Below are 25,407 nucleotides of genomic sequence, written 5' to 3'. Positions count from 1 at the left end.
CCGATCACGGCACCCGCCCCCGCGCGAACCACCCCCACCGCCGGAGGCAACCGCCGCCAACCGCCCCGCCACCACCTCAACCCCCGCCCCCACCACTTCCTCGACCACCCGCCCGTCGACCAGGAACACGACCCGGTCCGCCCACGCCGCGGCCACCGGATCGTGCGTCACCATCACGATCGACTGCCCCCCGTCCGCCAGCCCGCGCAGCACCGACAGCACGCCCCGCCCCGTGACGGAGTCCAGCGCCCCGGTCGGCTCGTCCCCGAAGAGCACATCGGGCCGGGTGACCAACGCCCGTGCCAGCGCCACCCGTTGCTGCTGCCCGCCGGACAGCTGACCGGGCCGGTGCGCCCCCCGGTCACCGAGCCCCACCCGCTCCAGCGCCCCCCGCACCTCGGCCCGCGCGACCCGCCGCCCGGCGAGCCGCAGCGGCAGCGCGACGTTCTGCTCGGCGGTGAGAGCGGGCAGCAGGTTGTAGGACTGGAAGACGAAGCCGATGCGGTCGCGGCGCAGCAGCGTGCGGCGGCGTTCACTCAGCCGCGACAGCTCGGTGCCGCCGACCCTGACGGACCCGGACGTGGGCCGGTCCAGGCCGGCCGCGCACTGCAGCAGCGTCGACTTCCCGGACCCGGAGGGCCCCATCACGGCGGTGAACGACCCCCGCGGAAAGTCCAGCGAGACCCGGTCGAGCGCGACGACGGACGACCCGAACTTCCGTGTCACGTCGACGAGTTGGACGGCGTACGGGCCAGGGCCCGAAGTGGATGTCTGCATGCCCTCAACGAAACCGCCGCACCCCGCCGCTCCACAGTGCGGCCCGGCCGACACCTGGGGTAGGGCCAGGCATACCCCCAGCACACCCCCTGCCCCGATGGCCCCGCTCCCCGCCCCTCTCCTACGGTTCTCGCATGCAGCCCCCTCGTACGGTCTGGCAGGCCATGACCCGCCGCGACCACGCCCGTTCCGGCTGGCCGTGGCGCTCGGCCGCGTACCTGCTCACGGGCGCGGTGGCCGGCCTGGCCACGCTGGTCGCACTGGTCGTGACGGCGGCGGCCGGCGCCGCGCTCACCCTGGTGCTCGTCGGCCTGCCGCTGCTCGCCGCGGTGGCCCTCGCCGGGCTCCCGGTCGCGGCCCTTGAGCGGCGCAGGCTGCGCCTGATGGAACCGGGCCCAGTTCCGGACCGGGACCGGGACCAAGACCTGGACCGGGACCGGGACCGGGAACCGGTCCGCGACCCGCACCGCACGCCCGACGCGCACGGCCCGTGGGGCTGGCTGCGCACCCGGGTGCGGGAGCGCGCGACGTGGCGGGAGCTCGGCCACACCGTGCTGTTCGCGACGGTCCTGTGGCCGCTGGACGCGCTGGCCCTGTCCGTCGGACTGCTGCTGCCCCTGGCCGTGCTCGCCACGCCGCTGCTGATGGCGACCGTCGGGGACGGCGACGAGGCGCGGGTCGCGAAGCTGTGGACGGTGACGTCGTGGCCGGGCGCGTGGGCGTCGGCGCTGCTCGGCGCGGTGCTGCTCGTCCTCGGTACGTACGTCCTCGGGGTCGCGGCGGGCGCCCGTGCCGCGCTCGCCCGCCTGCTGCTGACCGCGCCGGCCGCCGAACTGGACGCGCGCGTCACGGAGTTGACCCGCTCGCGGGCCCGCCTCGTGGACGCCTTCGAGGCCGAGCGCCGCCGCATCGAGCGCGATCTGCACGACGGCGCCCAGCAGCGCCTCGTCGCGCTCACCATGACGCTGGGCCTGGCCCGCCTCGACGCCCCGCCCGGCGCGCTCGCCGACCAGCTGGCGAAGGCCCACGACGAGGCCACCCGGACCCTGTCCGAACTGCGCGAACTCATCCACGGCATCCACCCCCAGGTCCTCACCGACTACGGCCTCGAAGCCGCCCTCACCGATGCCGCAGACCGTTCGCCCGTCCCGGTCGACGTCCACCTGGACCTGCCGGAGGGCCACCGCCCGCCGCGCGCGGTCGAGTCGGCGGCGTACTTCGTCGCGTCCGAGGCCCTCACCAACATCGCCCGGCACAGCGGCGCGACCCGGGCCACCGTCACCGGCTCGCACGCGGCGGGCCGCCTCACCCTCCTCGTCCGCGACGACGGGCGCGGCGGCGCCGACCCCGGCGGCGGCACCGGCCTGACCGGACTCGCGGACCGGGTGTCGGTCCTCGATGGCAGACTGACGCTGACCAGCCCGCCCGGCGGTCCGACCGAACTACGCGTGGAGCTGCCGTGCCCTCTTCCGCCGTCCGCCCCGGATCCCTGCGCATAGTCCTGGCCGAGGACAGCGTGCTGCTGCGCGAGGGTCTGATCGGCCTGATCGCGCGCGGCGGGCACGAGGTGGTCGCGGCGGTGGGCGACGCCCCGTCGCTGCTGAAGGCGTACGAGGACCACGCCCCGGACCTGGTGGTGACGGACGTCCGGATGCCGCCCACGCACCAGGACGAGGGGCTGCGCACGGCCCTCCAGCTCCGCGCCCGCAGGCCCGATCTGCCGATCCTGGTCCTCAGCCAGTACGTCCAGCGGGCCTACGCGGCGGACCTGCTGGACTCCGGCGACGGCACCGGCGTCGGCTATCTCCTCAAGGACCGGGTCGGCCAGGTCGAGGAGTTCCTCGCCGCGCTGTCCGAGGTCGCGGGCGGCGGCACGGTCGTCGACCCCGAGGTGGTCCGGCAGCTGCTGCGCCGCCGCAAGGATCCGCTCGCCGTGCTCACGCCGCGGGAGCGGGAAGTGCTGGCGGAGATGGCGCAGGGCAAGTCGAACGCGGCGATCGCCCGCGACCTCGTCGTCTCCGACGCGGCCGTCGGCAAGCACATCGGCAACATCCTCACCAAGCTCGACCTGCCCCAGGCGGACGACACCCACCGCCGGGTCCTGGCCGTCCTGGCGTTCCTGCGGGCCTAGCCACCCGGCCCCGCCGGGGCAGAAGCGACCGTCCCGTGCCATGACGAACCGTGACGAACGGCACGCCCCCAGCCCCTCCATTCCGCCGCCCGACGCCCGTACGTTGAAGAAATGTCCCCCCTTGCCCAGGTCAGCGACGCGTACGGGCAGCGCTTCGCCGAGTTCGCCTTCGAGCCCGCGTTCACGGCGGCGGTCGACCAGCACGTGGCGGACCTCCGCACGCGGCTGGCCACGGACACGGCGCCGCTGGAGCCCACGCCCCCGGACGCGGCCGTCCTGACGGACTACACCCTGGGCTTCCTCGACGCGCTCGCCGAGACGGGCTGGCGCGAGCCGGTGGGCCACGACTACGCGGTGTGCCGCCTCACCGCCATCAGCTGGCTGGCGAGACGGCACGACCTGGCGTAGGCCCCTACTGGTTGTCGGTGGCCTCGCGCTCCTGGACGGGCTGGTTGGCGAGGGCGTCCTCGCGACCCGCCTGATAGGCACCGACGCTCCCCCGCGCCTTGACGGTCTCCTCCTCGGCCTTGCTCAGCCACCGCTCCCAGCGCTGCCGCATCGGCGCGATGAGCCCGCCGCCGACACCGACGACCAGGATGCCGGCGCCGGCCAGCAGCGCCGCGTACAGCAGCGGCTGCGTGACGGTGGTCGCGATGCCCGCCTGCCCGAGCGCGGCGATCACGCCGAGGGCGACGATGCAGGCCCACACGGCGGTCCCGACGGTCTTCCCGTACGAGACGGACGACAGGGCGCTGGTGACGATGTCGCGCACCACGTTGGCGATGGCCATCGCCACCACGACGAGCACGACGGCGACGATGCCGCGCGGGATCCAGGCGACGATGCCGTCGATCATGTCGGAGACCGGGTTGCTGCCGAAGACACCGAACCCGAGCTGCAACGTGATGAGCAGCAGGGCGTAGTACACGATCTTGCAGACGATCGCGGTCAGGTCGTACTTGGACCCTTCCAGCATCTTGGCGGCCCCGGACCGCTCGGCGAGCTTCTCCGAGCCGACCTTGCGCAGCACCCGGTCGAGGACCCGGGCGATCAGCTTGGACACGAACCAACCGATGGCCAGGACGACCAGGAAGCCGATGAGCTTCGGCACGAACTGGGCGACCTTCGACCATGCGTCGTTGAGGCCCTGGGTGAAGTCCACGGCGAGAGTGGTGGGGGTGAGGTTCTGGATCACGAGTGGACCTCCACTCAATGAGGCCGGACGCCACAAGCCGACGCCCGACGTGCGTGCCCCCCTCGTTTTCCTACGTCCTCCCGGCTTAACAGCCCCCGAACCCCACGTCCTGCCAAACCCCCCATTGGCGTGACGTCCCACCCGCCTTCGTACGCTATCCCGACCGACAGGGGTCAGCCCTGAGGCTGCCTACCCCGGTGTTTGCTGGCCTTCTCTTCGCGGAGCCTGGAGAGTCGGTCCGCGTCGCCGTGGGCGGACGTGATGCGGGCTCCGAACAGTCAGCGGTACCGGATCACGTGCAAGACCCGGACGCCTGTCTCGTCCAGGGAGACCGGATCGTCGGACGAACCGTCGAAGAGAAGGACTCCCGTCTCCGTGGTCAGTGCGGTCACGAGCCAGCCGACCGCTTCACGGCCGCGTCCGTCCGTACGGCGCACCCAGATCAGTGCGCGTGAGCCCGCGGGGAAAGCGGAGACCTCGTCCACGGCGGACTGCCATACCTGGTGGTCCGACGCCGACAAGACCGGTCCGAGCTCGGCGAGCGTCGGCTCGAACCAGTACGCCCGGCCAGGCTGCGGCGGTGCGGGAAACGTGCCGGTGCCCGGCGTGCGCCCCTGGTCCCAGTGCGCAAGCCACGCCCACGGCGCGGAGTTCGGCACGTGGAAGGGGGCGGACTCGTCCTTCGGGACGACGACCGTCGCGTCGAGCAGGGTGTCCTGCCAGCGGCCCTCACGCAGATGGCGTCGGGAGTCGCAGGAGAACACCCAGCCGCGGGTCGTCTCGTCGCCGGGCCCGGGCTCGACCAGCTCCACCTCCCCGCCGTACGCGCTGTCCAGCCACCGCTGCGCCTTGACCCGCGCCGCCTCGAAGTCGTGTGCGGCTCCTTCCCAGGGCGCACGCACGGACTGCGGCAGCGCGCGTCCGAGGACCAGCTCGCGCACGTTGGTCGTGTCGAGCTGGGCCAGGGAGGAGGTGAGGGGGTCGAGGAAGACGACGTGCCCCTTGTTGTTGTGCGCGTAGAGCAGATTGCCCGTGACCTCGTGTCCACCGGCCTCGCGGCGTACCCACACCACGCCGCGTGTGTCGGGTCCCGTCTCGGTCACGGCCTTGACCACGTCGTCCCAGTTGCTCACCGATACCGGCTCGAAGTCGGGGAAGTAGCGCTGGTGCAGCCGAGCCCACCACCCGGGTGCCTCGTCCGACGGCTGCCAGGGGCGGGGCGTCGAAGGAGCACGGTCGATCATCGTGTGCAGGGTGACGAGACAGCCGCGGGTGTTGATCCTGCGCGGCTGGTTCTGGACACGGGCAAGCGCCTCCTCGCGCGATGCCGCGGGCGCCAGGTCCGCGAAGGGCGCGCTCGGTGACGGGTGGAACGGGGCGCTGCCGTCCTTGGGCACGACGACGGAAGCCGCGAGCATGGGCGTCTGCGGGAACCCGGGCTGAGGCACGATACGACAAGGAAACAGCCAGGCGGTGGGGCTCTCGTGCACGGGGTGCGGTGCGGCGAGCTCCACTAGGCCGCGATAGAGCTGATGGAGCCATGCGGCCGCGGTCTGGTCGGGAGTGGGCATCTACGGATGAGCCTTACTTGGGAGGCCAGTTACCAGCGGCCTGGAGGGCCAGGTACTCCGCCGGCGGCGGGTACGTCGGTGCGAAGTGTGCCGGTGAGCCGTCGTGAGGCACGACGATCAGCGAACTGAAGGGGGCCTGGGCGAACTCACCCGTGTCGATGTGCTCCTGGAAATCAAATCGCACGGTCCAGGCATACGGGAAATTTTTCGCCGTGTCCGGCAACATCACCACGGAATCGGCCCGGTCCGGATAAGCAACGTTCTTCAGGAAATTATCTGCGGCCGCCACGGCCTCGTCCTTGGTCACCATTTCGGACTCGCATTAGAGTAGGGAACTTGCAAACCGTCGCGATACGGAATGTGCATGATGCTGGAGACGTCCTGCTCCAGCCTGCCGAGGGTCCCGCTCTGGCCGTCCAGGAAGACAACGCCGTGCGGGGTGTTCACGGCGTTGAACACGTGGGCCGTTCCATCCGGGCGGCTGATGTACACCGCGCTACGTGAGCCCTCGCCGCGGGACTGGAGGTCGCGGACAAGGTCATCATAACTATCGACTGGGTCATAATGGCCCTTGGCCCTGTTGGGTAGCCCGAGCTGCTCCGGTGGAATATGGTCACCTGCCTTCTTGGGTGACGCACTGACCTCGGCGCCGTCCAGCCTCCGGTCAACGCTGACGACATTGTGACTGCAGTTGTCGGTGTACCCGGGATGCCCGGTGTTGTTCACATCCTTGAGCCACGGGTACTCGGAGTCGAGGAATTCCTGTGCCTTCTGGGGATTCACCGAATCGTAGTGAATCGCCTTTGCTTGTACGTGATCGGTGCTCTGTGCGAGGTCGCTCCAGTCCTTCGGCGGGGCCGGGGGCTCGAATTCTGAGAGGACAGCGAGTCGTCGAACTCCTCGCTCGACTACTTGCGCCGCGACCAACGGGTCCCCATGTACGGAGCCGAGGGCGCGCTCCTCGGCTACCTCGGCTTCGCCTGGATGAACAACTCGATCGCCCTGGCAACGGCCGGCAGCCCCTGAGATCGCCCCCCAGTCTCCGGCGCCTCACCCGCCGACGGGGCTCACCCGCTACACTGGCGCCGGTGCGTCGCGTCCACCGGCAGCGCACCAAAAACTCTCATGGAAGGTCGAGTGGGACCTTGTGGACATCTCCACAATTTCCCACACATTTTCCCACAGAGCCCCGCCTTCGTAGCTCAGGGGATAGAGCACCGCTCTCCTAAAGCGGGTGTCGCAGGTTCGAATCCTGCCGGGGGCACAGCATGAAGGGCCAGTTCAGCGGGGTGAACCTCGTGAGCTGGCCCTTTGCCGTGATCGGGGCCGTGCCGGTCTACGTTTGGCCTGTGAACCACAGCCGTTCCAACGCCGGAGCACCCCACGAGCCTGAGGTGCCGCCCTACCAGGTAGTCCTGTCGGAGACCGATTGGGATGCGCTCCAGACGGCTTTCGGGAACGGTGCGGACCTTCCCGAGGTTCTGACACGGCTGTTGCAGCCCGATCCCAAGGTCCAGATCACCGCTCTGTCGGAGCTGGGTGAGCTGGTCGGCCACCAGAACACCCTCTACGAAGCGACCGCCCCCGTCGCCCTGTATGTCGCCGGCATCCTCACCCACCCGGCGGCCCTGACCCTCCGGCCCTATCGCAACGTCCCGGTCCGCGCGGCGCTGTTGAACTGGCTGGCCTCCACGGCCTACGACGCCTCCGACGAGGTTGTCGGCCGCACGGAGCAGTACTTCCCCGGCTTCCTCACCCACGACGACTCCGTCGTGGCGGCCTTCCGGGACCTGCGCCCGATGCTCTACCGGGCCGTCGCGCCCTTCCTCCGGGACAACCACGAGGACGTGCGTGAAGCCGCCGTCACCGCCGCGCTCATCCTTGCCGAACACCCCGCGCTCGCCGAGCACCGCGATCACCTCGCCGTGCACGCGCGCGCCATCCTGGACACCAGCGGCGACGAACTCGACCGGCGCGTCGCCCGGACGGCACTCAGAGCCTGGGGCCACGACGTCCCCGGTCCCGAACCTTTCCGGGAGGAGCCCTGGCACTGGGGGCCACACAGCGATGGCCGCGGCGATCTCGAACCTCCCTTCTGACCGATACGCGCACGGCCCACCGGCGGACGACAGCGGGGCCCTCAACCGTGTGAGTGCCGGCGGCGCTCGTCCCGGGATCACTCCGGGTGGGCCACCGCCGCCTTCTGGAGTTCCACCGCCGCCAGCAGGCTCAGCCCCGGCTCCGCCTGGCGCAGCGCCTTCACCGCCGCGACCGAGGCGACGTCCCCCGTGAAGCCGACGGCGGCCAGGCGGGCGCGGACCCAGCGGGCGCGGAGTTGGGGGTCGGTGACGGCCGCGGTGGACTCGACCAGGGAAGCGGCGAGCTCCAGGCCCGGGCGTTCCTCGGGCGAGGCATCGAGCAGGGCCTCGCGCAGGGCCGCCGCGACCACGTCCGCGTCCCGGAGGACCAGCACGACGTCGCGCTTCTTGTTCAGTCCGGCAAATCCTGTCATGCGGGTCATCCTGATGGTCATTTTCCACGCCTGCCAAGCGACTTGAGGAACCTCAGAGGCTCGGTCCGATCCGCTGCGGACCGCTGGTTGGCGCTTCCGGACGCTTTCTCGCACCCGCACTCCCCACGCCGTGGCGGCGGGCAGGATGGCTCCTCCTGTCAGAGGTGGCGGGCCTGCCGAGGAGGGCGTGCGTCATGACGGCGAAGGAGCGCGGCGGAGAGCGGCGCGTGGGGAACCTGGCCGGGCAGCGGACCCGGCTGATCGGGCGGCGCGACGAGCTGGCCGACGTGCGGCGGCTCTTCCGGGCGGAGCGGCTCGTGACGCTGACGGGCGTCGGCGGCGTGGGCAAGACCCGGCTGGCGCTGGCGGCCGCCGCCGAGCTGCAGCCGTCCTTCCGGGACGGGGCGTGGCTGGTGGAGCTGTCGCCGCTGAGCAAGGGCTCGGTCCTGGACCTGGCGATCGCCGAGTCGCTGCCGCTGGCCGACCAGTCGACCCGGCCGATGATCGAGGTGCTCGCCGAGTACCTGGCCGGGCGGGAGCTGCTCCTCGTCCTGGACACCTGTGAGCATCTGACGGACGCCTGCGCGCAGACCGCCGCGACCCTGCTGGACGCCGCGCCGGGGCTCCGCGTCCTGACCACGAGCCGCCGCCCGCTGGGCGGTCCCGACGAGCGGGTGCTGACGGTCGAGCCGATGCCGGTCCCCGAGCCCGACGACCCGGCGGCCGCCGCCAACGACGCCGTGGTGCTGCTGGCCGAGCGGGCCGCCGCGGTGCTGCCGGGGTTCGCGGTCACCGAGGCGAACCAGCCCGACGTGGTGCGGCTGTGCCGGCGTCTGGAGGGGCTGCCGCTCGCGATCGAGCTGGCGGCGGCCCGGCTGCGCGAGCTGCCGCCGGGCGAGCTGGTCGACCGCATGGACGACCGCATGTCCGTGCTGGGCGAGACGAGGGTGACGGTGCACGACGCCCATCCGCCGTGGCACCAGGCGCTGCGTACGGCGATCGGCTGGAGCAACGAACTGTGCACGCCGCAACAGCGGTTGCTGTGGGCGCGGGCCTCGGTGTTCGCCGGCACCTTCGACGCCGCGTCGGTGCGTCGGGTGTGCGCCGACGACCTGCTGCCCGGGGAGGACGTCCCGGCCCTGCTCAGCGCGCTCGCCGACGCCTCGATCCTGTCGTGGGCGCCCACCGGTGCCGGCGACCGCTACCGGATGCTGGACACCCTGCGCGAGTACGGCGCCTTCTGGCTGCGGTCCGCCGGGGAGCGCGACGTCCTGCGCCGGCGGCACGTGGCCCACTACACGTCGCTGCTGCGCGGCTTCGCGGACCGCTTCCTCACGTCCGAACAGGTGCCGCTGTACTGGGCGTTGGTCCCGGACCGGGAGAACCTGCGGGCCGCGCTCGGTTACGCCCTCGACGGCGACCGGGCCGACGCGGTGGCGCTGACGGCGGTGATGTGGTCGTACTGGACGTGCGCGGGGCAGCCCCGCGAGGCGGGCCACTGGATGGACCAGGCGCTGGAGCGCGCGCCCGATCCGTCCGTCGACCGGTTCACGACCCTGGTCTGGAGCTGCACCTACGCGACCTACCGGGGCGAACACGCGACGGCGCGGCGGTTCGCGGACGAGGCGCAGGACGTCGCCGACCGGCTCGGCGGCGACCGGCGCCTCGCCGGGTACGCCGCGATGAGCCGGGGCATCTCGCTGGCCTACGGCGGCGAGCTGGACACCGGGCTCGCGCTGCTCCGGCGGGCGACCGAGGACTTCCTCGCCGTCGGCGATCCCGTCGGCATGTGCTGGGTCGCGTTCTGCCGCGGTCTCACCCACACCATCGCCGGTGAACTCGCCGCCGGGCTGGCCGACTTCTCCGAGGTGCTCGACCTGCTGGGCAACGGCAGCGAGGAGGGCTACCTCACGGCGTTCACGCTCGTCTCCATGGGCATCGCCCACGTGCTGTCCGGGGACAGCGCCGCCGCGGGCGAGGCGGGGCGCCGCGCCCTGGAGCTGCAGTTCGCCCGGGACGATCTGCTCGGCCAGGGAGCCTCCCTCAGCCTGCTGGCCTGGGTCGCCGCGCAGGACGCCCGGTTCCCGCGCTCGGCCTGCCTGTTCGGGGCGGCGGACGCGGTGTGGGCGCTGGCGGGAGCGGTGCCCTTCGTCGGCAACCCGAAGCTGCGGGCCCTGCACACCCGGTTCGACGCCACCGCCCGGGAGGCGCTCGGCGAGCGGCGCCACGCGCTGCTGAACCGGCAGGGCGCGCGGCTGCCCCGGCCGGCCGCCGTGCGGTTCGCCGTGAGCGACCGGGACACCGCGGTGCAGGCGGTGTCCGACGTGCTCACCTGCCCCGAACGGGAGGTGGCCGCGCTGGTCACGGAAGGGTTGTCGAACCGGGTGATCGCCGAGCGGCTGGCCATCGCCGAGTACGCGGCCGACACCCACGTCGAACGGATCCTGGCCAAGCTGGGACTCGCCGCCCGCTCGGAGCTCGCCGCGGTACTGCGCGACGAACCCGGCGCCCGGCCGACCCCGTAGCAACGACCCGGCCGACCCCGTAAGAACGGCCCGGCCGACCCACCGAGAACGGTCCGGCCGGCCCGACGAACAGCCCGACCAGCTCAGCGCCGCACCCCCGACACCACCCCCGACACCACCGCCGACGTCACCCCCGTGGCGGCCAGGCCGCCCACCATGACGAGGCCCACGCCGACCACGAAGAGGCCGCTCGCGTCGTCGGACCAGTCGTAGAACGCGGCGGCGGTCAGGCCGGCCGTGGTGCCGAGGACGGCGGCCCTGACGTGGTCGCGGGCCGCGGCCCAGCAGACCGGGGCGAGGAGGGTGAGGGCCAGGCCGAGCACCTGCCAGGTCTCGTACGGGCCGGTCTCGGATCCGTCGGGGTGGACGTCGCGGTGCTGGTCCCAGCCGAGCCAGGCGGCCCAGGCCGAAGCGGCCAGCACGGCGAGGACGGCCAGGACGGTGAGCTCCGCGCGCGGGCGGGCGGACTTCGGGTGCGGTGCGGTCATGGGTCAAGGGTCGTGGCGCGGCCGGGCCCCGGACAGAGTCCGAGTACTCAGATCGGACCGAGTACGTCCACCCGGGGCCACCGCGTCAGGACTGCCCCCGCAGGGAGCCGACCGTCTTGAGGATGCGGTCGGCCCGGGTGCGCAGGGCCGGGTGGGCGAGGACCGTGTTGCGCAGGCCGCGGACCGGGCGGCGCCACAGCCGGTGGGCCGCCGCCATGGGGTGGGCGCGGGTCGCGAAGCCCTCGGCGACGCGGAGTTCGCGGGTCTTGAGCCAGTCCTTGTACTCCTTCTCGCCGCGTCCCCAGTCGATGACCCTGATCCCGTGCCGGCCGGCCGCCTCGGCCATCCGCAGATGCATCATCAGGCCGGGCGAGTAGTAGCTGAACTCCGGGTCGTACGCGGTGAACCAGCCCGCGAAGACCGTGCGGGAGGTGGGGCCGAAGTGGGCCGCGACCGGGCGGTCGCCCGCGTAGACGACGGAGAGGACTCCGGTGAAGTGGGGTTCGCGGACCGTGGCGAGCTGGTCCACCAGGTTCACGATCCAGGGGCGGGCGAACCGGTCCATGCGGCCGGTGCGGCGGTACTGGGCCGACTTCCAGCGCATCAGCTGGCGGAGGATCTTCGGGTCGCGCTCGTCGTAGACGAAGCGCATCTCCCCCACGTTCCGGGTCAGCCGGCGCTCCTTCTTCAGCGTCGTCCTGGCCTGTCCCGGGTACGTCGCCTTCAGCCACTCCGGGTAGGAGTCGTGGCCGCCGTCCTTGAGGTCCTGCACCGGTGACGCGAACGTCCCGGTGATGTAGCGGCTGAACGGTTTCTGTTCCTCGATGAGGTGGTCGAACTCGAAGACCGCGAGGTCGCAGGCTCTCAGCAGTTCCTGGGTGTCCCAGGTGACGCCGGGTCTGTGCACCAGTGCCTGGCAGTCGGAGAGTCCGATCCCGATGGCCCGGCCGACGCCGAACGGGCCGCGCTCGAACGGGAAGAAGCCCACCGGTTCGCCGCCCTCGCGCAACACCGCGACCTGTGCCCGGCCCCGGTGCCGGGCGACCCCGAGGGTGAACTCCGGTGCCAGGAACGGGTTCTGGTAGTCGGGCGAGTTCTCCATCGTCTCGTGCCAGGCCGCGCGCAGCGACGCGGTCAGTTCCTCGGGTCTGTGCACCGTGATGTTCACCGCGCGATCGACCGCCCTTCCGCAGGGGCGAACTGATCAGTGGACGGAGCCTGGCGTGAAGCCGTGCCCGGAGCCGTGCGTGGAGCCGTGCGCGTACCTCTGGGTGGAGCAGCGAACTGGTCTGTGCGCGTGCCGTACATGGGCCCCCCTATTCCCCCATGGGGCTCAAAGGTCGCGAAACAGTACGCACGCTGTCAAGAGTGCTTCTCGTAGCTCTCCTGGATACGGACGTGGACGTGCATGTCGTGCCAGCCGTCCGTGTGCAGCGCCGAGCTGCGCCGGGTGCCCTCCAGCGGGTAGCCGGCCTTGGCCGCGACGCGGCACGACGGCTCGTTCCGCGTCGAGTGCAGCAGGTCGAGGCGGTGGAAGCCGGTGGCGAACGCCCAGTCCGTCAGCGTGTCCAGGGCCCGGGGCGCGACGCCCTGGCCGCGGGCGGCGGGCAGCATCCAGTAGGCGACTTCGGCGAGGCCGTCCAAGAGGTTCATGTCCTTGAGCGCCATCCTGCCGAGCGGGGCGCCGTCGGCGGTCCGGGTCACCAGCCACTGGGCGGTCCCCTCCTGCCGCCAGCTCTCGTGCGTGGTCGCCACCCAGGCGCGCGCCTCGTCCAGGGAGTCCATGGTCCGGGCGTGCCAGTAGCTCAGGACCGGGTCCTGGAACGCCTCGAGGACCGCCGGCGCGTCCGTGGACTCCGGTGCGCGCAGGGTGAGTTGACCGTCCGGGGAGCGGAGGGAGGGCTGCGGGGACCGCGCCAGGGTGCCCGGCGCGATGGTGTGCTTCAGCTCGATGGGCATGTCGCGCATCATCGCCGGGCCCGCCGCGTCCCCGCATCCGGTATTCCGGGTCAGGCCTTGGTGCGGGCGGGCGCCGTTTCCGGGAGCCGCCAGGTGCACAGGGCGCTGGCCAGGCCCGCCGCCGCCATGTACGCGGCCAGGTACCAGGGCCGGTCGCCGCCGGCGTCGACCAGGAGCGTCGCCACGAACGGCGAGGTGCCCGCGAAGACGACACCGTTGATCTCGCGGACGAAGACGAGGCCGCTGTAGCGGACCTCGGTGGGCAGCGACTCGGCGTAGAAGGTGCCCGCGACCGCGAAGATCGAGTTCAGCATCAGCGCGAACGCGATGGTGATCGCGAGGTAGATGAGCCACGGCTCCCGGGTGTCCACCATCCAGAAGAAGGGGTAGGCGAAGAGGGTGATCGCCACCGCGCCGCCGATCATGACGGGCTTGCGGCCGATCCGGTCGGAGAGCGCGCCGGCCAGCGGGATCGTGAGGATCGAGACGGTCGAGGCGATGGTGATGCCGAGGACCGAGGTGCCGGACGACAGGCCGAGCTGGTTGGTGAGGTAGCTGGGCAGGTAGCCCTGGATCGCGTACGAGGCGATGGCCGTGGCGCAGCCGGAGCCGATGAGCAGCGCGATGGCCCTGGGCCGTTCCTTGATCGCGGCGAGGACCGGGAGCTTCTCGCGCTTGCCGCTGTCGCGGGTGGCCTCGAACTGCTCGGTCTCGGGGGCCGCGTTGCGGATCAGCAGCGCGATGATCACGACGACGGCGCTGGCCAGGAACGGGATGCGCCAGCCCCAGCTCAGGAAGTCGTCCTCGGGCAGGGTGGACACGGCGGCGACGGCACCGGAGGCGATGACGACGCCGATGAACTCGCCCGCGCCGGGCAGCGATCCGTAGAACCCGCGCTTCTCCGCCTGCGCGGCTTCCGTCGACATGACGTACGCGCCGCCGAGTTCGGCGCCGACGCCGAAGCCCTGGAGCATCCGGCAGACCACGAGCAGGACCGGCGCCCAGATGCCGATCTGGTGGTACGTGGGCAGGAAGCCGATGGCGAGGGTGCCCACGCCCATCAGGATCACGGTGAGGATCAGGACGGGGCGGCGGCCGATCCGGTCGCCGAGGTGGGCGAGGACCAGGCCGCCGACGGGCCGCACGGCGAAGCCGAGGCCGAACGTCGCGAAGGAGGCGAGCGTCGCCGCGAAGGGCGAGACGTCCGGGAAGAAGACCTTGTTGAAGACGATCGCCGCCGAAGCGCCGAAGAGAAAGAAGTCGTACCACTCGAGGATCGAGCCGACGACGCTCGCGGCGGCCGTGCGGCGCTGCCGGGTGCGGGCGCTCATCGCCTTCGGTGGGGCCGACTCCTTGTGGGCGGATGCGCTCGTCGTCGGGCTCATCTCACTCCTTTTCACGCTGGGCGGGACAACCTGGAGCCCTGTTGTTGCAACATATGCACGCGTGTTGCGCAAGAGCTGCTAATGTTCTTCACGGCCCCAGCGGGATGTCAATGGGATGTCTATGAAGGAGCGGTGGAGCGGTGATGACCGGTACGGCTGTCTGCCTCGGCGAGACGATGGCGCAGGTCACGCCGGCCGACGGGGAGGGCCTGGAGCGCAGCCGCGAGCTGCGGCTCGCCGTCGCGGGCGCCGAGTCGACCGTCGCGCAGTACCTCGCCGACCTCGGCCACCGGGCCGCGTGGGTCAGCCGGGTCGGCGACGACCCGTTCGGGCGGCGGATCGTCGCGGCGGTCGCCTCGCGGGGCGTGGACGTGAGCGGAGTCCGGGCCGATCCCGACGCGCCGACCGGCGTCTACTTCAAGGACCCGGGCCCCGACGGCACCCGCGTGCACTACTACCGGGCGGGCTCGGCGGCCTCCCGGATGACGCCCGCCGACGCCGACCGCGTCGACCTGACCGGCGCCCGGCTGCTGCACCTCACCGGGATCACGCCCGCCCTCTCGGCCGGCTGCGCCGACCTCGTCCACACCCTCGTCGACCGCGCCCAGGACACCGGCACGCTCGTGTCGTTCGACGTCAACCACCGTCCCGCGCTGTGGAGTTCACGGGCGGCGGCCGCGCAGGCGCTGCTCGCCCTGGCGCGCCGGGCGGACGTCGTGCTCGTCGGCCGGGACGAGGCCGAGGCCCTGTGGGGCACCCCGACCGCCGAGGAGATCCACGCCCTGATCGCGCCGCGCGGCACGCTCGTCGTGAAGGACGGCTCCGTCGGCGCCACCGAATTCACCGACGGCGCCGCCGAGTTCGTGGCCGCGCCCGCCGTCGAGGTCGTCGAGGTGGTGGGCGCCGGGGACGCGTTCGCCGCCGGATACCTCAGCGGGCTGCTGGACGGCGCGGCGCCGCGCGAGCGCCTCGCCCTCGGCCACCGGCTGGCCGGACGCACCCTGCGCAGCATCGAGGACTACGTTCCCGCTGTCGCCCAAGAGAGGAACTGACGTCGTGTCACAGACCGTACGGCGGGCCATCGACATCCTGGAGTTCGTCGCCCGCAGACCCCGCACCCAGACCGAGGTCGGCGAGCACCTGGGCGTCCACCGGTCGACCGCCCTGCGCCTCCTGGAGTCGCTGACCGAGGGCGGCCTGGCGCGCCGGCTGCCCGACGGCCGGTACGCGGTCGGGCACCGGCTCGCCGGACTCGCCCAGCTCGCCCTCGAACAGTTCGGCCTGAAGGACGTCGCGGGCGAGCACCTGCGCGGCCTCGGCGAGCGCTGCGGGCACACCGTGCACCTCGCCGCGCTGGAGGGCGACCGGATCGTGTACGTCGACAAGGTCGACCCGGTCGACGGGGTGCGGCTCTACTCGCAGATCGGCCGCCCGGTGACCCTGCACACCGCCGGCGTCGCCAAGGCGATCCTCGCGCACCAGCCGCGCGAGCGGGCCGCCGAACTCCTCGACGGAACCTGCGACTTCGCCCCGCACACCGCCACGACGATCACCGACCCGGCCGCCTACCGCGCGGCCCTCGACGAGACCCGGGCGCGCGGCTGGGCCGTCGACGACGGCGAGTACGAGGACTACGTGAACTGTGTCGCCGTGCCCGTCCGGGACAGCACCGGCGAGGTGATCGCCGCGGTGTCCGTGACCGCGCTCAAGGCGAAGGCCGATCTCGGCGCCCTGGAGAGCGACGTCCTGCCCGACCTGATGACCACCGCCGACACGATCTCCAAGGAGCTGGGATGGCGACCCTGACCACCCCCACGTTCGACGAGCTGTTCGCGGGCGCGCCGGTGATGGCGATCCTGCGCGGCATGCCCGCCGACACGTCCGTCGAACTCGCCGTACGCGCCTGGGACCTCGGCATCGAGTGCGTCGAGGTCCCGGTGCAGGACGAGACGGCCGCCGAGTCCCTCGCCGCGGTCGTCGCCGCCGGCGCCGAGCGCGGCAGGCCGGTGGGCGCGGGCACGGTCACCACGGCCGGACGCCTCGCGTGGGCCGTGTCGGCCGGGGCCGCGTTCACGGTGGCGCCCGGGTTCGACGCCGAGGTGGCGCGGGCCAGCGTCGCCGCCGGGCTGCCGCACCTGCCCGGAGTGGCCACGCCCACCGACGTCCAGGCGGCCAGGGCGCTGGGTCTGACCTGGCTGAAGGCGTTCCCGGCGAGCGTGCTCGGGGTCGACTGGTTCAAGGCGATGCGGGGGCCGTTCCCCGAGGTGCCGTTCGTCGCGACGGGCGGCATCGACGCGGGGAACGCTGCCGCTTATCTGGCGGCCGGGGCCAGGGTCGTCGCGGTGGGCTCGGCCCTGGAGGACCCGGCGCAGCTCCCCCGCCTGGCCGAGCTGTCGAAGCGCCGCTGACCTCGGGAGACCTGCCATTCAGGGGCGCGGGGAACTGCGCGCCCAGCCACACACGACCCGCAGACGACAACGGGACAGATGGAGCCGCCATGAAGATCACCGCCCTCACCACCTACCTCGTAGCCCCCCGCTGGCTCTTCCTGAAGATCGAGACGTCCGAAGGGATCACCGGCTGGGGCGAACCCGTCGTCGAGGGCCGCGCCCACACCGTCGCCGCCGCCGTCGACGAACTCTCCGACCACCTCGTCGGCAAGGACCCCCTGCGCATCGAGGACCACTGGCAGGTCATGACCAAGGGCGGCTTCTACCGCGGCGGCCCCGTCCTGTCCTCCGCCGTCTCCGGCATCGACCAGGCCCTGTGGGACATCAAGGGCAAGGTGCACGGCGTCCCGGTGCACGACCTGCTGGGCGGCGCCGTCCGGGACCGGATGCGGATGTACTCGTGGATCGGCGGCGACGACCCGAGCGAGGCCGCCGAGCACGCGCGGGAACGCCTCGAACAGGGCTACCGGGCCGTCAAGATGAACGTCGGCGGACGCCTCAAGCACCTGGAGACCGCACGCGAGATCGACGCGGTCGTCGAGCGCGTCGCCTCCGTGCGGGAGGTCATGGGCCCGGACGGCGACGTCGCGATCGACTTCCACGGCCGGACGTCCCCGGCCCTGGCCAAGCAGCTCGCCCGCGCCCTCGAACCGCTCCGCCCGATGTTCATCGAGGAGCCGCTGCTGCCCGAACTGACTTCGCAGTACGGGGAGTTCACCGCGTCGACGAGCATCCCGGTGGCCACCGGCGAGCGCCTCTACTCGCGCTGGGACTTCGACCCGGTGCTGCGCTCCGGCATCGCGCTCGCCCAGCCCGACCTGTCGCACGCGGGCGGCATCTCCGAGGTGCGGCGGATCGCGGCGCAGGCCGAGGTGCACGGCGTGGGCCTCGCCCCGCACTGCCCGCTCGGCCCGATCGCGCTCGCCGCCTGCCTCCAGGTGGACTTCGCCAGCCCGAACGCGTTCATCCAGGAGACCAGCCTCGGCATCCACTACAACGTGGGCTCCGACCTGGGCGACTACCTCGTCGACACGTCCGTCTTCGACTTCGACACCACGGACGGCCACATGGCCCGCCTCACCGCGCCCGGCCTCGGCATCGAGGTCGACGAGAAGGCCGTGATCAGGGCGGCCGCCACCGGCCACCGCTGGCACAACCCGGTGTGGCGGCACACGGACGGCTCGTTCGCCGAGTGGTGACCGCGCGGCGCGGCGCGCCTCAGGCCGACGGCGGGAACACCGTCAGCCGCACCAGCGCCGCGCCGCCGAGCAGCACCGGAACCAGGTACCACCAGCGGGAGCGCAGCCACTCCGCCTTGACGAAGAGCAGCGTGAGGAGCAGCACCAGGACCGCGACCCCCACGCCGAGACCCGCCGCGACCCGCACGTGCGTCACGCCCTCCCCGTCCCAGGGCCCCGCGGGTCCGGCCGCGTACGCCGTGGCGGTGACGAATCCGCCCACCGCGTTCCCCGCGACCAGCAGCACCGCACAGACCCAGGTCCCGACACGGCTCGCCACCGGACGGTTCACCAGCGGAGTGTTCACCGGGCTCACCCAAGGGCCTCCTTGGCCTGGTCGACCTTCTTGTCGAAGCCCCTGCCGTACGCCTGGGCGTTGGGGTCCTCGTAGTACGGGCCACCGTTGTACCGGGCGGCGAGTTCCTGCATCTGTTCCCTGGTCATCTTCTCCGGAGGGACGTCCGCGAAGCCACTCTCGGCCTTCAGCTGAGCGAGGTACTCGGAGGCGATGAAGATGTTCGTCCCCGGGTCCTTGGTGGCGGCCACGACCTGCTCGCGCTGCATGTCGGTGAGATTCTCCGGGTCGTAGCCGAGGACCTCGGCAGCCCGTCTGACCTGGATGGACAGCGGTCCTATGGACGTCTCGTCGGGGTCGCCGGTGCCGGGGATGATCCCCCGTCCGTTGCGTGCGGCGTCGTCCAGCCAGCCCGGGTCGCCCTCGACCTCCTGCCAGGCGATGCCCGCGACCATCTCGGGCGGCAGGCCGGAGTCGGCGGCCGCGGCGTTGATGTACGCCTTGTTGGCGGAGATGAAGCCGCGGCGGCCGTCGTCGTCGTTCGACCACCACCAGTAGTTGTTGCCCTGGGCCTCGCCGCCCAGGCCGTTCACCCGGGCGTAGATGCGCGCCAGCGGCTCGGTGACGATCACGTTGCCGCCCTGGGTGGGGATGTGGTCCACCTTGACTCCCGCGCCGGGCAGTCGCGCGTACGGGTTGTCGCTCGCCTCCCGGGCCTCGGCCTGCAGCGGGCCCAGGTTCTTGAGGAAGTCGAGCGGGTCGGCGACCGGGCTCTTGAAGTCGGGGACGGACAGATAGGCGCCCTTGAGGATGCCGAGGCAGTCCTTGCGGGCCTCGGACTCGACCCGCAGGGCGTCCCCGTAGTGGTTCCTGGTCGCGTTGTAGTAGCGCTCGGCGTCCTCGCGGATGGCGTCGACGTCCACGCCGAGCTCCATGAAGAAGTCGCCGACGCCGGTGGTCGCCCGCAGGTCCTCCCACTGGTGCAGGGGTTCGGCGGCGCGTGCGGTCGGGGTGACGGCGGTGGCCTCGCGGGACATGACCTCGGAGAGCTTGCCCTCGGACGCCTTGCCGTTCTTGTAGTGGCTGCGCGCGGTGGTCACGGCATCGGCGTAGTCCGTCAGGGCGCCCGCCGACATCTGGAACGCCTGCGAGAGCAGCCCGGCCAGCTCCTCGGCCTCCTTGAGCCGCTTGCCGTACAACTCCCGTGCGTCACTGACCCAGTTGACCTTGGCTGCCTTGCGGAACCCGTCGTCGGTGGACTCGATGAGCCTGTGCAGACGGCGGAACTCCGCGGCGTTGCGCTCGATCAGCACCGGGTTGGAGTTCTCCAGGAACTCGACGTCCTCGCGGTAGGCCATTACGCGAACCCTCCCTTGGGCGGCGTGTACGTCCCGTCCTTGAGCACCGTGTTGAGCTTGTCGCGCACGTCCTGGTCGTACTTCGTGTACGTGCTGCCCGCCGACTTCACGTTGCCGGACAGCGCGGCGAGCAGCACGACCATGTCGTTGTACTGGTCCTGCGCGAACCGCGCGAAGGTGGTGACGTGCGCCGACACGTCCGGGTGGGCGCGCGGCGCCCGCGCCTGCGTGGCGTTCTCCCCGTCCATCCGGCCCTCGTACAGCACGCCCGCGATCTCCAGCAGCAGATGCGAGCTGCCGTCGATGGAGGCGGCGTCGGCGATCAGGTCACCACCGCCTGCACCGCCGCCGCCCGCACCGCCGCCGCCCGCCTCGGCCGGCAGCTGGTTCAGCCGCATCCCGCTGTCCGGCCGCGGCCCGCCGCGAGCCAGCGCGTCGGCCTTCAGCCGGGCCCATTCCTCGTCCCATGACATGGCGTCCCGATCCCCCGTCCATCTCGGTGCGTCCGTCCTCACCTTTCACTTTGGCACTCTCTTGACCAACTTCCGGTGTCCGTAACCGAGTTGTCGACGAATCAGCACACTCCGACGAGGCCCGGCAGCGGCCGACCGGATCTATCCTGGGACGCCATGGAGGGGGACTCCTCGGGGCCACTGATCGTCATGCCGCCGTCGGACGCGCCGCGTGACGCCGATGTCGTCCTGCCCGGGGAAGGGCCCGACGTGACGGCGCTGCCGGAGATACGGCCGCGCGACCCGGTCGACTCGGGCGGGTACGACGACCGGCCGGGGCTTGCGGCGGGCGAGTTGCTCGCCGGGCAGTACCGGGTGGTGCGGCGGCTCGGGCTCGGCGGGATGGGTGACGTGTACCTCGCGCTCGACGAGAAGGTCGACGACCGGGAGGTCGCCGTCAAGACGCTGCGGCCCGGTCAACTCACCTTCTCCGCCGGCGCGTTGGCGGAGGAGCGGCAGGCGTTCGCCGACCTCAACCACGAGGGCATCATCCCCGTCTTCAACTACGGCAGCCACGAGACGGTCGGCGACTTCCTCGTCCTGCCGTACGTCGACGGGCTCAACCTCGACGAGGTCCGCACGCTCGCCCGCCTCGACCCGGACCGGTTCGGCGGCCCCCGGTTCCACGAGTTCGTGCTCGCGTACGGGATCCGGATCCTGTCGGCCCTCGACCATCTGCACGCCAGGCCGCCGGACTCCGGCACCCTGGTGTACGGGGACCTGAAGCCGCAGAACGTGATGCACGACGGCGCCGCCATCAAGGTCGTGGACGTCGGATCGATCCGCCCGGCGGGGGCGCCGGGCCTGACCACGTACGGGTTCCGCGGGCCGAACGTGCCGCTCACCCCGAACGAGGCGGCCGGTGCCAGCGAGCCGCAGGACGACCTGTTCAGCCTCGGCGAGACGCTGCGCACGCTGTGCGGGCTCGGCGACAGCCACCGGGACCTGGCCGCGCTCGGGGCGCTCGGCCGGCTGCGCGAACGCGACGCGCTCACCGCCCGCGCCGCGCTGCTGACGACGACACCCGCGCCGGAGGGCCTCGGACTGATCTCGCTCGCCCGGGTGCTGCGCCGCGCCACCCGCTCCACGCCCGCCGACCGGTTCGCCGACGCCCGCGAGATGGACGACCAACTGCGCGGCGTGTGGCGGGAGTTGCGCTCGCTGCGGACCCGGGACGAGACGTTCGAGCCGTCGCCGCTGTTCCTCCAGTCGCCGTACGCCCTGGACGGCGGACTCGGCACCGCCCCCACCCTCCCCCGCTGGGCCGCCCCGCCCGGCGGACCCCCCGCCGCGGGCACCCGGCTCCGCCCGGCCCGCGGCGACACGGCCGGCCCGCTGCACGAACCGCCCGCCCCCGCCGACGCCTCCGCCCGGCTGCCCGTGCCCCGGCCCGATCCGCACGACGACCACCACGCCGAACTGAGCCGGCTCGCCGACGCCGACCCGGCGGCCCTGCTGCAGAACACCGCCGACTGGCGGGCCTCGCCCGAGGTGCACCTGCTGCGCTGCCGGCTCCGGCTCCGCGTCGCCCTGCGCACCGACCCGGACGACGCCGACCTGAAGCTCGCCGAGCAGGAGCTGCGCGGCGCCGTCGACGCCATCGGCCGCGAGCGCGCCCGGCACGACTGGCGCATCGACTGGCACCAGGGCCTGGTCTCCCTCGCCCGCGACGACGTCACCTCGGCCCGCGACCACTTCGACCAGGTCTACGGGGCGATCCCCGGCGAGTACGCGCCCAAGCTGGCCCTCGGCCACTGCTCCGAACTCCTCGGCCACCGGGAGGAGGCCCTCGGGCTCGCCGCGCCCGAACCCGGCACGGACCAGGACGGGGCCGAGGAACGGGCCGCCGAGCACCAGCGGCGGGCCGTCGGCCACTGGCGTGCCGCGCTCACCCTCTACGAGGCCGTACGGCTGCGCAATCCGTCGCTGGGCAGCGCCGCGTTCGGTGCCGCCCGCACCCGGCTCGCGCTCGGCGGGCCGCGCGCCTGCGCCGCCGCCATCGAGGCGCTCGACGCGGTGCCGCAGCACTCCCGGCACCGCACGGCCGCCCGCACCGCGACGGTCCGGATCGCCGTCGAGCACGTCGGCTGCACGGACACGCTGGGCGAGGCCCTGGTCCGGCTCGGCCGGCTCTTCAACGAGCACGGGCTCACCGACGAGCAGGCCCGCGTCCGGATGAAGGCCGAGGTGTGGGAGGCGGCGCAGCGCCTGGTGACGGCGGGCACGGTCGACGCGGCGGGCCTGGGCCGGCTCGCCCGCGAGACGGCGGCCCGCGACGACGAGGCCAGGGACGCCGGCGCCCGCCTCGAATTCCCCGACGGGGAACGGAAGCTGGGCAAGGACCTGTCCGCGTTCTATCTGCTGCTCGCCCGCCAGGCGGCCCGCTCCGGCGATCTGCCGCACGCCGACGAGATCGCCGAACGCCTCCTGGACCGCGCCTATCTGGTGCGGCCGATGGCGCTGCGGCACCGCAGGGACGTCCGCTCCCTGCCCACCCTGCTGCGGACCGTGCTGGGGCGCCGCGGGTGAGGCCCCACCGGACGGCCCTCAGGAGCCCTTGGGCGCCCCTGCGCCGGCTGCTGTGGCCGCCGGCCGGCCGCACCCGCAACCGCACCTATCTGCGCGACCGGCTGATCGCGCTGCCCCTGCTCGCGGCCGTCGGCTTCGCCGCGCTGGGCTGGGCGTACGCGGACGTGCGCGCCGACTCGGAGTACATCCGCACCCGCCTCGCGCCCGCCCTGGGCGACCTGGCCGACGCCAAGACGTCGCTGCGGATCGCCCAGCGGGAGGCGGAGGTCGGCCTCGACGCGGGCACCGCCGTGGAGCTCTCCGGCCTCGGCCCGCGCTACGCCGCCCGCACCGGCGCCGCCGCCCAGGACATCGCGCGGCTCTCCCGCGGCGGCGCGTTCGGCGAGGCCCAGCGTCAGGAACTGGACGTCATCTCGGGGCTCGTCGACGGCTACGAGGAGTGGATCACCTGGGCCAGGACGAACGTCGGCGACCCGTCGCTGCGCAAGGCCGGACTCGCGTACGCGGCGAGCATGCTCTGCTCCGACGCGTCCGGCGAACCGGCCACCACCCGCACCGCGCCCTACCCGGCCTGCCGCCCGGAGACCGGCGCCGACGCGACCACCGTCGTCGACCGGATCGCCGCGCTCGAACGCGATCTGCACCGCCGCCTCAGCGACCGCGCCGCGCTCGGCCCCGGTGTCCTCGCGGCGGTCGCCCTGTCGGCCGGCTGCCTCACCCTGCTGGCCGTGGGCCTGTGGCGGACGTTCTTCTTCCTGCGCCGCCGGATGCGGATCAGGGCGAGCGTGCCGCTGCTCGCCGCCGCCCTGCCGCTGCTCGTGCTGCCGTGGGCGGTCGCGGACGGGGCCCGGGCGTGGACGGCGCAACGCGACACCCTCCCGTACGCGGACACCCTGACCGACCGGGCGTCACCGAAGGTGGAGGCCGCCACGGACGCCGACCCGGTGGCCGATCCGCCGCCCGCCGCCATCCACCCGGTCACCGCCGCCATGGAACGGACGGTCGCCGAGGGCGAGTGGGGGCCGGTCGGCACCGTGGCGGGCTGGGTGGCGCCCGCGGGTCTCGTGGTCGCCGCGGTGATCGGCGGCACGCTGCACGCGTACCGGCGCGAGTACCTGCTGGTCGGCCGGGGCGCCGGAGGCGGGGCGTGAGGGGCGGCGCCGGGCGCGCGGCCCGACTCGCGCTCGCCGCCTGCCTGTTGGCGCTCGCCGCGCTGACCGGCGGCTGCGGGTCGGGCCGGGGCAGCCCGGTCGTGGTGCTCGGCCCGTGGACCGGCGACGAGGGCAAGGCGTTCACCGCGGTGCTGCGGGAACTGTCCCGCGGCTCCGGCCACGCCTACGTCTACCAGGGCACCCGCTCGCTGCGGGAGACGCTCGTCGCCCAGTTCGCGGCGGGCGCCCCGCCCGACGTGGCCATCCTCAACAGCATCGGCGAGCTCACCGAGTACGCCGTCCAGGACAAGCTCCGCCCGCTCGACCCGTACACCGCCGAGCGCGCCTACTCGCCCTGGTCCCCCACGCTCATGCTGGACGGCCGGCGCCGCACGTACTGGGTGCCGCTCAAGGTCGACCTGAAGAGCCTGGTGTGGAGCAGGACCGGCTCGTCGAGCACCCGCCCCGCCTGGTGCGTGGGCATGGCGGCACAGGCCACGTCCGGCTGGCCCGGCACCGACTGGGTCGAGGACATCCTGCTGCACCAGGCGGGCCCCACGACCTACGTGCAGTGGGCGACGGGACAGCTCAACTGGGCCGAGTCGCCCGAACTGAAAAGGGCGTTCACGACGTGGGCCAAGCTCCTGGACGCCCGCGGCAAGCGTTCGTCACAGGCCGTGGAGCGCTCCCTGACCATGTCGTTCTGGGGCACCCCCGACCCCGAGCACCCGGCGGCGGGGCCGCGCGGCCTGCTCGGCGGCTCCCTGCCCGGCTGCACGCACGAGCACCAGGCGTCGTTCGTGCGCTACCTGTACGCGCCGCGCGACGACGTCCGGGTCGAGCCGTCGGCCCGGTTCCTGCACGGCTCCGCCGCGTACAAGGACGCGTTCGAGGTGTCCGGCGACATGGCGGCGGTCCTGACCGACAACGCCGGAGCGCAGGAACTGGTGCAGCGGCTGACCAGTGACGAGGGCCGCCAGAAGTGGTCCGACGCGGCCGAGGACCACCTGCGCCCGTTCTTCCCCGACGAGACCGACCCGCAGCCCGACGACAACCCGGCGGCCCAGGAGATCGCGACGTACCTCACCAAGGAGGCGAAGACGCTCTGCTTCGACGCGTCCGACGTGATGCCACCGGTGCTGCGCGACGCGTTCTACCGGGCGGTCCTCACGTACTTCCGCTCACCGGACGCCCCGACGCTTGACAAGCTCCTGGGTCAGCTGGAGACGGTCCGCACGCAGATCGCGGGCACGTACACGACGTCGGCGGTCCGCACGCCCACGGAGATCTGCAGATGACAGCGGGCCCGCCCGCGCACGCCCCGGCCGCGG

The 25,407-nt window shown here is 72.7% G+C and carries 25 protein-coding genes and 1 tRNA gene; 13 read left to right on the top strand and 13 right to left on the bottom strand.

Annotation, left to right across the window (positions count from 1 at the left end; genetic code table 11):
- Positions 1-777: ABC transporter ATP-binding protein (locus RBJ77_RS45975; RefSeq protein ID WP_372350402.1), on the bottom strand; the 777-nt coding region annotated here is incomplete at its 3' end.
- A gap of 134 nt (positions 778-911) precedes the next feature.
- Here RBJ77_RS45975 and RBJ77_RS45970 point away from each other — a divergent pair.
- The 3 genes from RBJ77_RS45970 to RBJ77_RS45960 all read left to right on the top strand — a co-directional run bounded on the left by RBJ77_RS45970 (position 912) and on the right by RBJ77_RS45960 (position 3,316).
- Positions 912-2,276, top strand: a complete 1,365-nt coding sequence (locus RBJ77_RS45970; protein ID WP_372350401.1) for a sensor histidine kinase — start codon at positions 912-914, stop codon at positions 2,274-2,276.
- Positions 2,237-2,908 (top strand): response regulator, encoded by a 672-nt coding sequence (locus tag RBJ77_RS45965; protein ID WP_372350400.1) that lies wholly within the window; start codon positions 2,237-2,239, stop codon positions 2,906-2,908. Before RBJ77_RS45970 ends, RBJ77_RS45965 begins: the two co-directional genes overlap by 40 nt.
- 111 nt (positions 2,909-3,019) lie before the next feature.
- A complete protein-coding gene (locus RBJ77_RS45960; protein WP_372350399.1) occupies positions 3,020-3,316 on the top strand; it encodes a DUF6401 family natural product biosynthesis protein in 297 nt (98 codons plus the stop codon).
- 4 nt (positions 3,317-3,320) lie between these two features.
- Here the strand turns inward: RBJ77_RS45960 and RBJ77_RS45955 are convergent, their stop codons facing one another.
- The 4 genes from RBJ77_RS45955 to RBJ77_RS45940 all read right to left on the bottom strand — a co-directional run bounded on the left by RBJ77_RS45955 (position 3,321) and on the right by RBJ77_RS45940 (position 6,457).
- Complete coding sequence (locus RBJ77_RS45955; RefSeq protein ID WP_372350405.1) at positions 3,321-4,100, bottom strand: hypothetical protein; 780 nt, start codon at positions 4,098-4,100, stop codon at positions 3,321-3,323.
- A gap of 281 nt (positions 4,101-4,381) precedes the next feature.
- Entirely contained in the window at positions 4,382-5,521 is a 1,140-nt protein-coding gene (locus RBJ77_RS45950; protein ID WP_372350398.1) for a YrhB domain-containing protein, read from the bottom strand.
- Positions 5,522-5,687: 166 nt separating this feature from the next.
- Positions 5,688-5,984, bottom strand: coding sequence for a YrhB domain-containing protein (locus tag RBJ77_RS45945; RefSeq protein ID WP_372350397.1), 297 nt, complete (start codon positions 5,982-5,984; stop codon positions 5,688-5,690).
- A complete protein-coding gene (locus tag RBJ77_RS45940; protein ID WP_372350396.1) occupies positions 5,978-6,457 on the bottom strand; it encodes a toxin glutamine deamidase domain-containing protein in 480 nt (159 codons plus the stop codon). The genes RBJ77_RS45945 and RBJ77_RS45940 overlap by 7 nt, the downstream gene beginning before the upstream one ends.
- Before the next feature lie 408 nt (positions 6,458-6,865).
- On the opposite strand from RBJ77_RS45940, the gene RBJ77_RS45935 reads away from it, so the two are divergent.
- Positions 6,866-6,938 (top strand) — tRNA-Arg (locus RBJ77_RS45935).
- Positions 6,939-6,942: 4 nt separating this feature from the next.
- Positions 6,943-7,773 carry a hypothetical protein gene (locus RBJ77_RS45930; protein ID WP_372350395.1) on the top strand — a complete coding sequence of 277 codons (831 nt, stop codon included), beginning with the start codon at positions 6,943-6,945 and terminating at the stop codon, positions 7,771-7,773.
- Positions 7,774-7,850: 77 nt separating this feature from the next.
- Here the strand turns inward: RBJ77_RS45930 and RBJ77_RS45925 are convergent, their stop codons facing one another.
- On the bottom strand, positions 7,851-8,186 hold the full coding sequence (locus tag RBJ77_RS45925) for a hypothetical protein (protein ID WP_372350394.1): 336 nt from the start codon (positions 8,184-8,186) through the stop codon (positions 7,851-7,853).
- Positions 8,187-8,380: 194 nt separating this feature from the next.
- Here RBJ77_RS45925 and RBJ77_RS45920 point away from each other — a divergent pair, with 194 nt between their 5' ends.
- Complete coding sequence (locus RBJ77_RS45920; protein ID WP_372350393.1) at positions 8,381-10,711, top strand: LuxR C-terminal-related transcriptional regulator; 2,331 nt, start codon at positions 8,381-8,383, stop codon at positions 10,709-10,711.
- 83 nt (positions 10,712-10,794) lie between these two features.
- Here the strand turns inward: RBJ77_RS45920 and RBJ77_RS45915 are convergent, their stop codons facing one another.
- The 4 genes from RBJ77_RS45915 to RBJ77_RS45900 form a co-directional block, all read right to left on the bottom strand.
- Entirely contained in the window at positions 10,795-11,199 is a 405-nt protein-coding gene (locus tag RBJ77_RS45915; protein ID WP_372350392.1) for a hypothetical protein, read from the bottom strand.
- An 85-nt stretch (positions 11,200-11,284) separates the two neighbouring features.
- Complete coding sequence (locus RBJ77_RS45910) at positions 11,285-12,367, bottom strand: GNAT family N-acetyltransferase (RefSeq protein ID WP_372350391.1); 1,083 nt, start codon at positions 12,365-12,367, stop codon at positions 11,285-11,287.
- A gap of 194 nt (positions 12,368-12,561) precedes the next feature.
- A complete protein-coding gene (locus RBJ77_RS45905) occupies positions 12,562-13,158 on the bottom strand; it encodes a GNAT family N-acetyltransferase (RefSeq protein WP_372350390.1) in 597 nt (198 codons plus the stop codon).
- Positions 13,159-13,208: 50 nt separating this feature from the next.
- Positions 13,209-14,543, bottom strand: coding sequence for an MFS transporter (locus tag RBJ77_RS45900; RefSeq protein ID WP_372350389.1), 1,335 nt, complete (start codon positions 14,541-14,543; stop codon positions 13,209-13,211).
- 143 nt (positions 14,544-14,686) lie between these two features.
- On the opposite strand from RBJ77_RS45900, the gene RBJ77_RS45895 reads away from it, so the two are divergent.
- The 4 genes from RBJ77_RS45895 (at position 14,687) to dgoD (ending at position 18,192) form a co-directional block, all read left to right on the top strand.
- Entirely contained in the window at positions 14,687-15,595 is a 909-nt protein-coding gene (locus tag RBJ77_RS45895; RefSeq protein WP_372350388.1) for a sugar kinase, read from the top strand.
- Between the two features lie 4 nt (positions 15,596-15,599).
- Positions 15,600-16,349 carry an IclR family transcriptional regulator gene (locus RBJ77_RS45890; RefSeq protein ID WP_372350387.1) on the top strand — a complete coding sequence of 250 codons (750 nt, stop codon included), beginning with the start codon at positions 15,600-15,602 and terminating at the stop codon, positions 16,347-16,349.
- On the top strand, positions 16,337-16,951 hold the full coding sequence (locus RBJ77_RS45885; protein WP_372350386.1) for a bifunctional 4-hydroxy-2-oxoglutarate aldolase/2-dehydro-3-deoxy-phosphogluconate aldolase: 615 nt from the start codon (positions 16,337-16,339) through the stop codon (positions 16,949-16,951). The genes RBJ77_RS45890 and RBJ77_RS45885 overlap by 13 nt, the downstream gene beginning before the upstream one ends.
- A gap of 89 nt (positions 16,952-17,040) precedes the next feature.
- Complete coding sequence (gene dgoD / locus RBJ77_RS45880) at positions 17,041-18,192, top strand: galactonate dehydratase (RefSeq protein ID WP_372350385.1); 1,152 nt, start codon at positions 17,041-17,043, stop codon at positions 18,190-18,192.
- Between the two features lie 19 nt (positions 18,193-18,211).
- On the opposite strand, the gene RBJ77_RS45875 is transcribed toward dgoD, so the two are convergent.
- Genes RBJ77_RS45875 through RBJ77_RS45865 form a run of 3 tightly spaced genes read right to left on the bottom strand, consistent with a single transcriptional unit; the run spans position 18,212 to position 20,357 of the window.
- Complete coding sequence (locus tag RBJ77_RS45875) at positions 18,212-18,547, bottom strand: hypothetical protein (RefSeq protein ID WP_372350384.1); 336 nt, start codon at positions 18,545-18,547, stop codon at positions 18,212-18,214.
- Positions 18,544-19,884 carry a hypothetical protein gene (locus tag RBJ77_RS45870; protein ID WP_372350383.1) on the bottom strand — a complete coding sequence of 447 codons (1,341 nt, stop codon included), beginning with the start codon at positions 19,882-19,884 and terminating at the stop codon, positions 18,544-18,546. Before RBJ77_RS45870 ends, RBJ77_RS45875 begins: the two co-directional genes overlap by 4 nt.
- A complete protein-coding gene (locus tag RBJ77_RS45865) occupies positions 19,884-20,357 on the bottom strand; it encodes a hypothetical protein (RefSeq protein WP_372350382.1) in 474 nt (157 codons plus the stop codon). Before RBJ77_RS45865 ends, RBJ77_RS45870 begins: the two co-directional genes overlap by 1 nt.
- Before the next feature lie 156 nt (positions 20,358-20,513).
- Here RBJ77_RS45865 and RBJ77_RS45860 point away from each other — a divergent pair, with 156 nt between their 5' ends.
- Genes RBJ77_RS45860 through RBJ77_RS45850 form a run of 3 tightly spaced genes read left to right on the top strand, consistent with a single transcriptional unit; the run spans position 20,514 to position 25,374 of the window.
- Positions 20,514-22,925, top strand: a complete 2,412-nt coding sequence (locus tag RBJ77_RS45860; RefSeq protein WP_372350381.1) for a tetratricopeptide repeat protein — start codon at positions 20,514-20,516, stop codon at positions 22,923-22,925.
- Positions 22,922-24,076 (top strand): hypothetical protein, encoded by a 1,155-nt coding sequence (locus RBJ77_RS45855; protein WP_372350380.1) that lies wholly within the window; start codon positions 22,922-22,924, stop codon positions 24,074-24,076. The genes RBJ77_RS45860 and RBJ77_RS45855 overlap by 4 nt, the downstream gene beginning before the upstream one ends.
- Positions 24,073-25,374: an extracellular solute-binding protein gene (locus tag RBJ77_RS45850; RefSeq protein WP_372350379.1), complete on the top strand. Its 1,302-nt coding sequence runs from the start codon at positions 24,073-24,075 to the stop codon at positions 25,372-25,374. Before RBJ77_RS45855 ends, RBJ77_RS45850 begins: the two co-directional genes overlap by 4 nt.
- Positions 25,375-25,407 lie beyond the last annotated feature (33 nt).

The sequence above is a fragment of the Streptomyces sp. KL116D genome (genome assembly GCF_030766975.1).
GTDB lineage: Bacteria > Actinomycetota > Actinomycetes > Streptomycetales > Streptomycetaceae > Streptomyces > Streptomyces longispororuber_A.
Note: the sequence above shows the minus strand (reverse complement) of the source record. Positions and strands in the feature narration are given on the sequence as shown.

What these genes read in the sequence shown, in the direction of transcription:
- RBJ77_RS45915 (WP_372350392.1), bottom strand. Translation starts at nt 11,199, where the DNA reads ATGACCGCACCGCACCCGAAGTCCGCCCGCCCGCGCGCGGAGCTCACC.
- RBJ77_RS45945 (WP_372350397.1), bottom strand. Translation starts at nt 5,984, where the DNA reads ATGGTGACCAAGGACGAGGCCGTGGCGGCCGCAGATAATTTCCTGAAG.
- RBJ77_RS45920 (WP_372350393.1), top strand. Translation starts at nt 8,381, where the DNA reads ATGACGGCGAAGGAGCGCGGCGGAGAGCGGCGCGTGGGGAACCTGGCC.
- dgoD (WP_372350385.1), top strand. Translation starts at nt 17,041, where the DNA reads ATGAAGATCACCGCCCTCACCACCTACCTCGTAGCCCCCCGCTGGCTC.
- RBJ77_RS45905 (WP_372350390.1), bottom strand. Translation starts at nt 13,158, where the DNA reads ATGCCCATCGAGCTGAAGCACACCATCGCGCCGGGCACCCTGGCGCGG.
- RBJ77_RS45895 (WP_372350388.1), top strand. Translation starts at nt 14,687, where the DNA reads ATGACCGGTACGGCTGTCTGCCTCGGCGAGACGATGGCGCAGGTCACG.
- RBJ77_RS45925 (WP_372350394.1), bottom strand. Translation starts at nt 8,186, where the DNA reads ATGACAGGATTTGCCGGACTGAACAAGAAGCGCGACGTCGTGCTGGTC.
- RBJ77_RS45960 (WP_372350399.1), top strand. Translation starts at nt 3,020, where the DNA reads ATGTCCCCCCTTGCCCAGGTCAGCGACGCGTACGGGCAGCGCTTCGCC.
- RBJ77_RS45950 (WP_372350398.1), bottom strand. Translation starts at nt 5,521, where the DNA reads ATGCTCGCGGCTTCCGTCGTCGTGCCCAAGGACGGCAGCGCCCCGTTC.
- RBJ77_RS45870 (WP_372350383.1), bottom strand. Translation starts at nt 19,884, where the DNA reads ATGGCCTACCGCGAGGACGTCGAGTTCCTGGAGAACTCCAACCCGGTG.
- RBJ77_RS45900 (WP_372350389.1), bottom strand. Translation starts at nt 14,543, where the DNA reads ATGAGCCCGACGACGAGCGCATCCGCCCACAAGGAGTCGGCCCCACCG.
- RBJ77_RS45865 (WP_372350382.1), bottom strand. Translation starts at nt 20,357, where the DNA reads ATGTCATGGGACGAGGAATGGGCCCGGCTGAAGGCCGACGCGCTGGCT.
- RBJ77_RS45930 (WP_372350395.1), top strand. Translation starts at nt 6,943, where the DNA reads ATGAAGGGCCAGTTCAGCGGGGTGAACCTCGTGAGCTGGCCCTTTGCC.
- RBJ77_RS45860 (WP_372350381.1), top strand. Translation starts at nt 20,514, where the DNA reads ATGGAGGGGGACTCCTCGGGGCCACTGATCGTCATGCCGCCGTCGGAC.
- RBJ77_RS45970 (WP_372350401.1), top strand. Translation starts at nt 912, where the DNA reads ATGCAGCCCCCTCGTACGGTCTGGCAGGCCATGACCCGCCGCGACCAC.
- RBJ77_RS45885 (WP_372350386.1), top strand. Translation starts at nt 16,337, where the DNA reads ATGGCGACCCTGACCACCCCCACGTTCGACGAGCTGTTCGCGGGCGCG.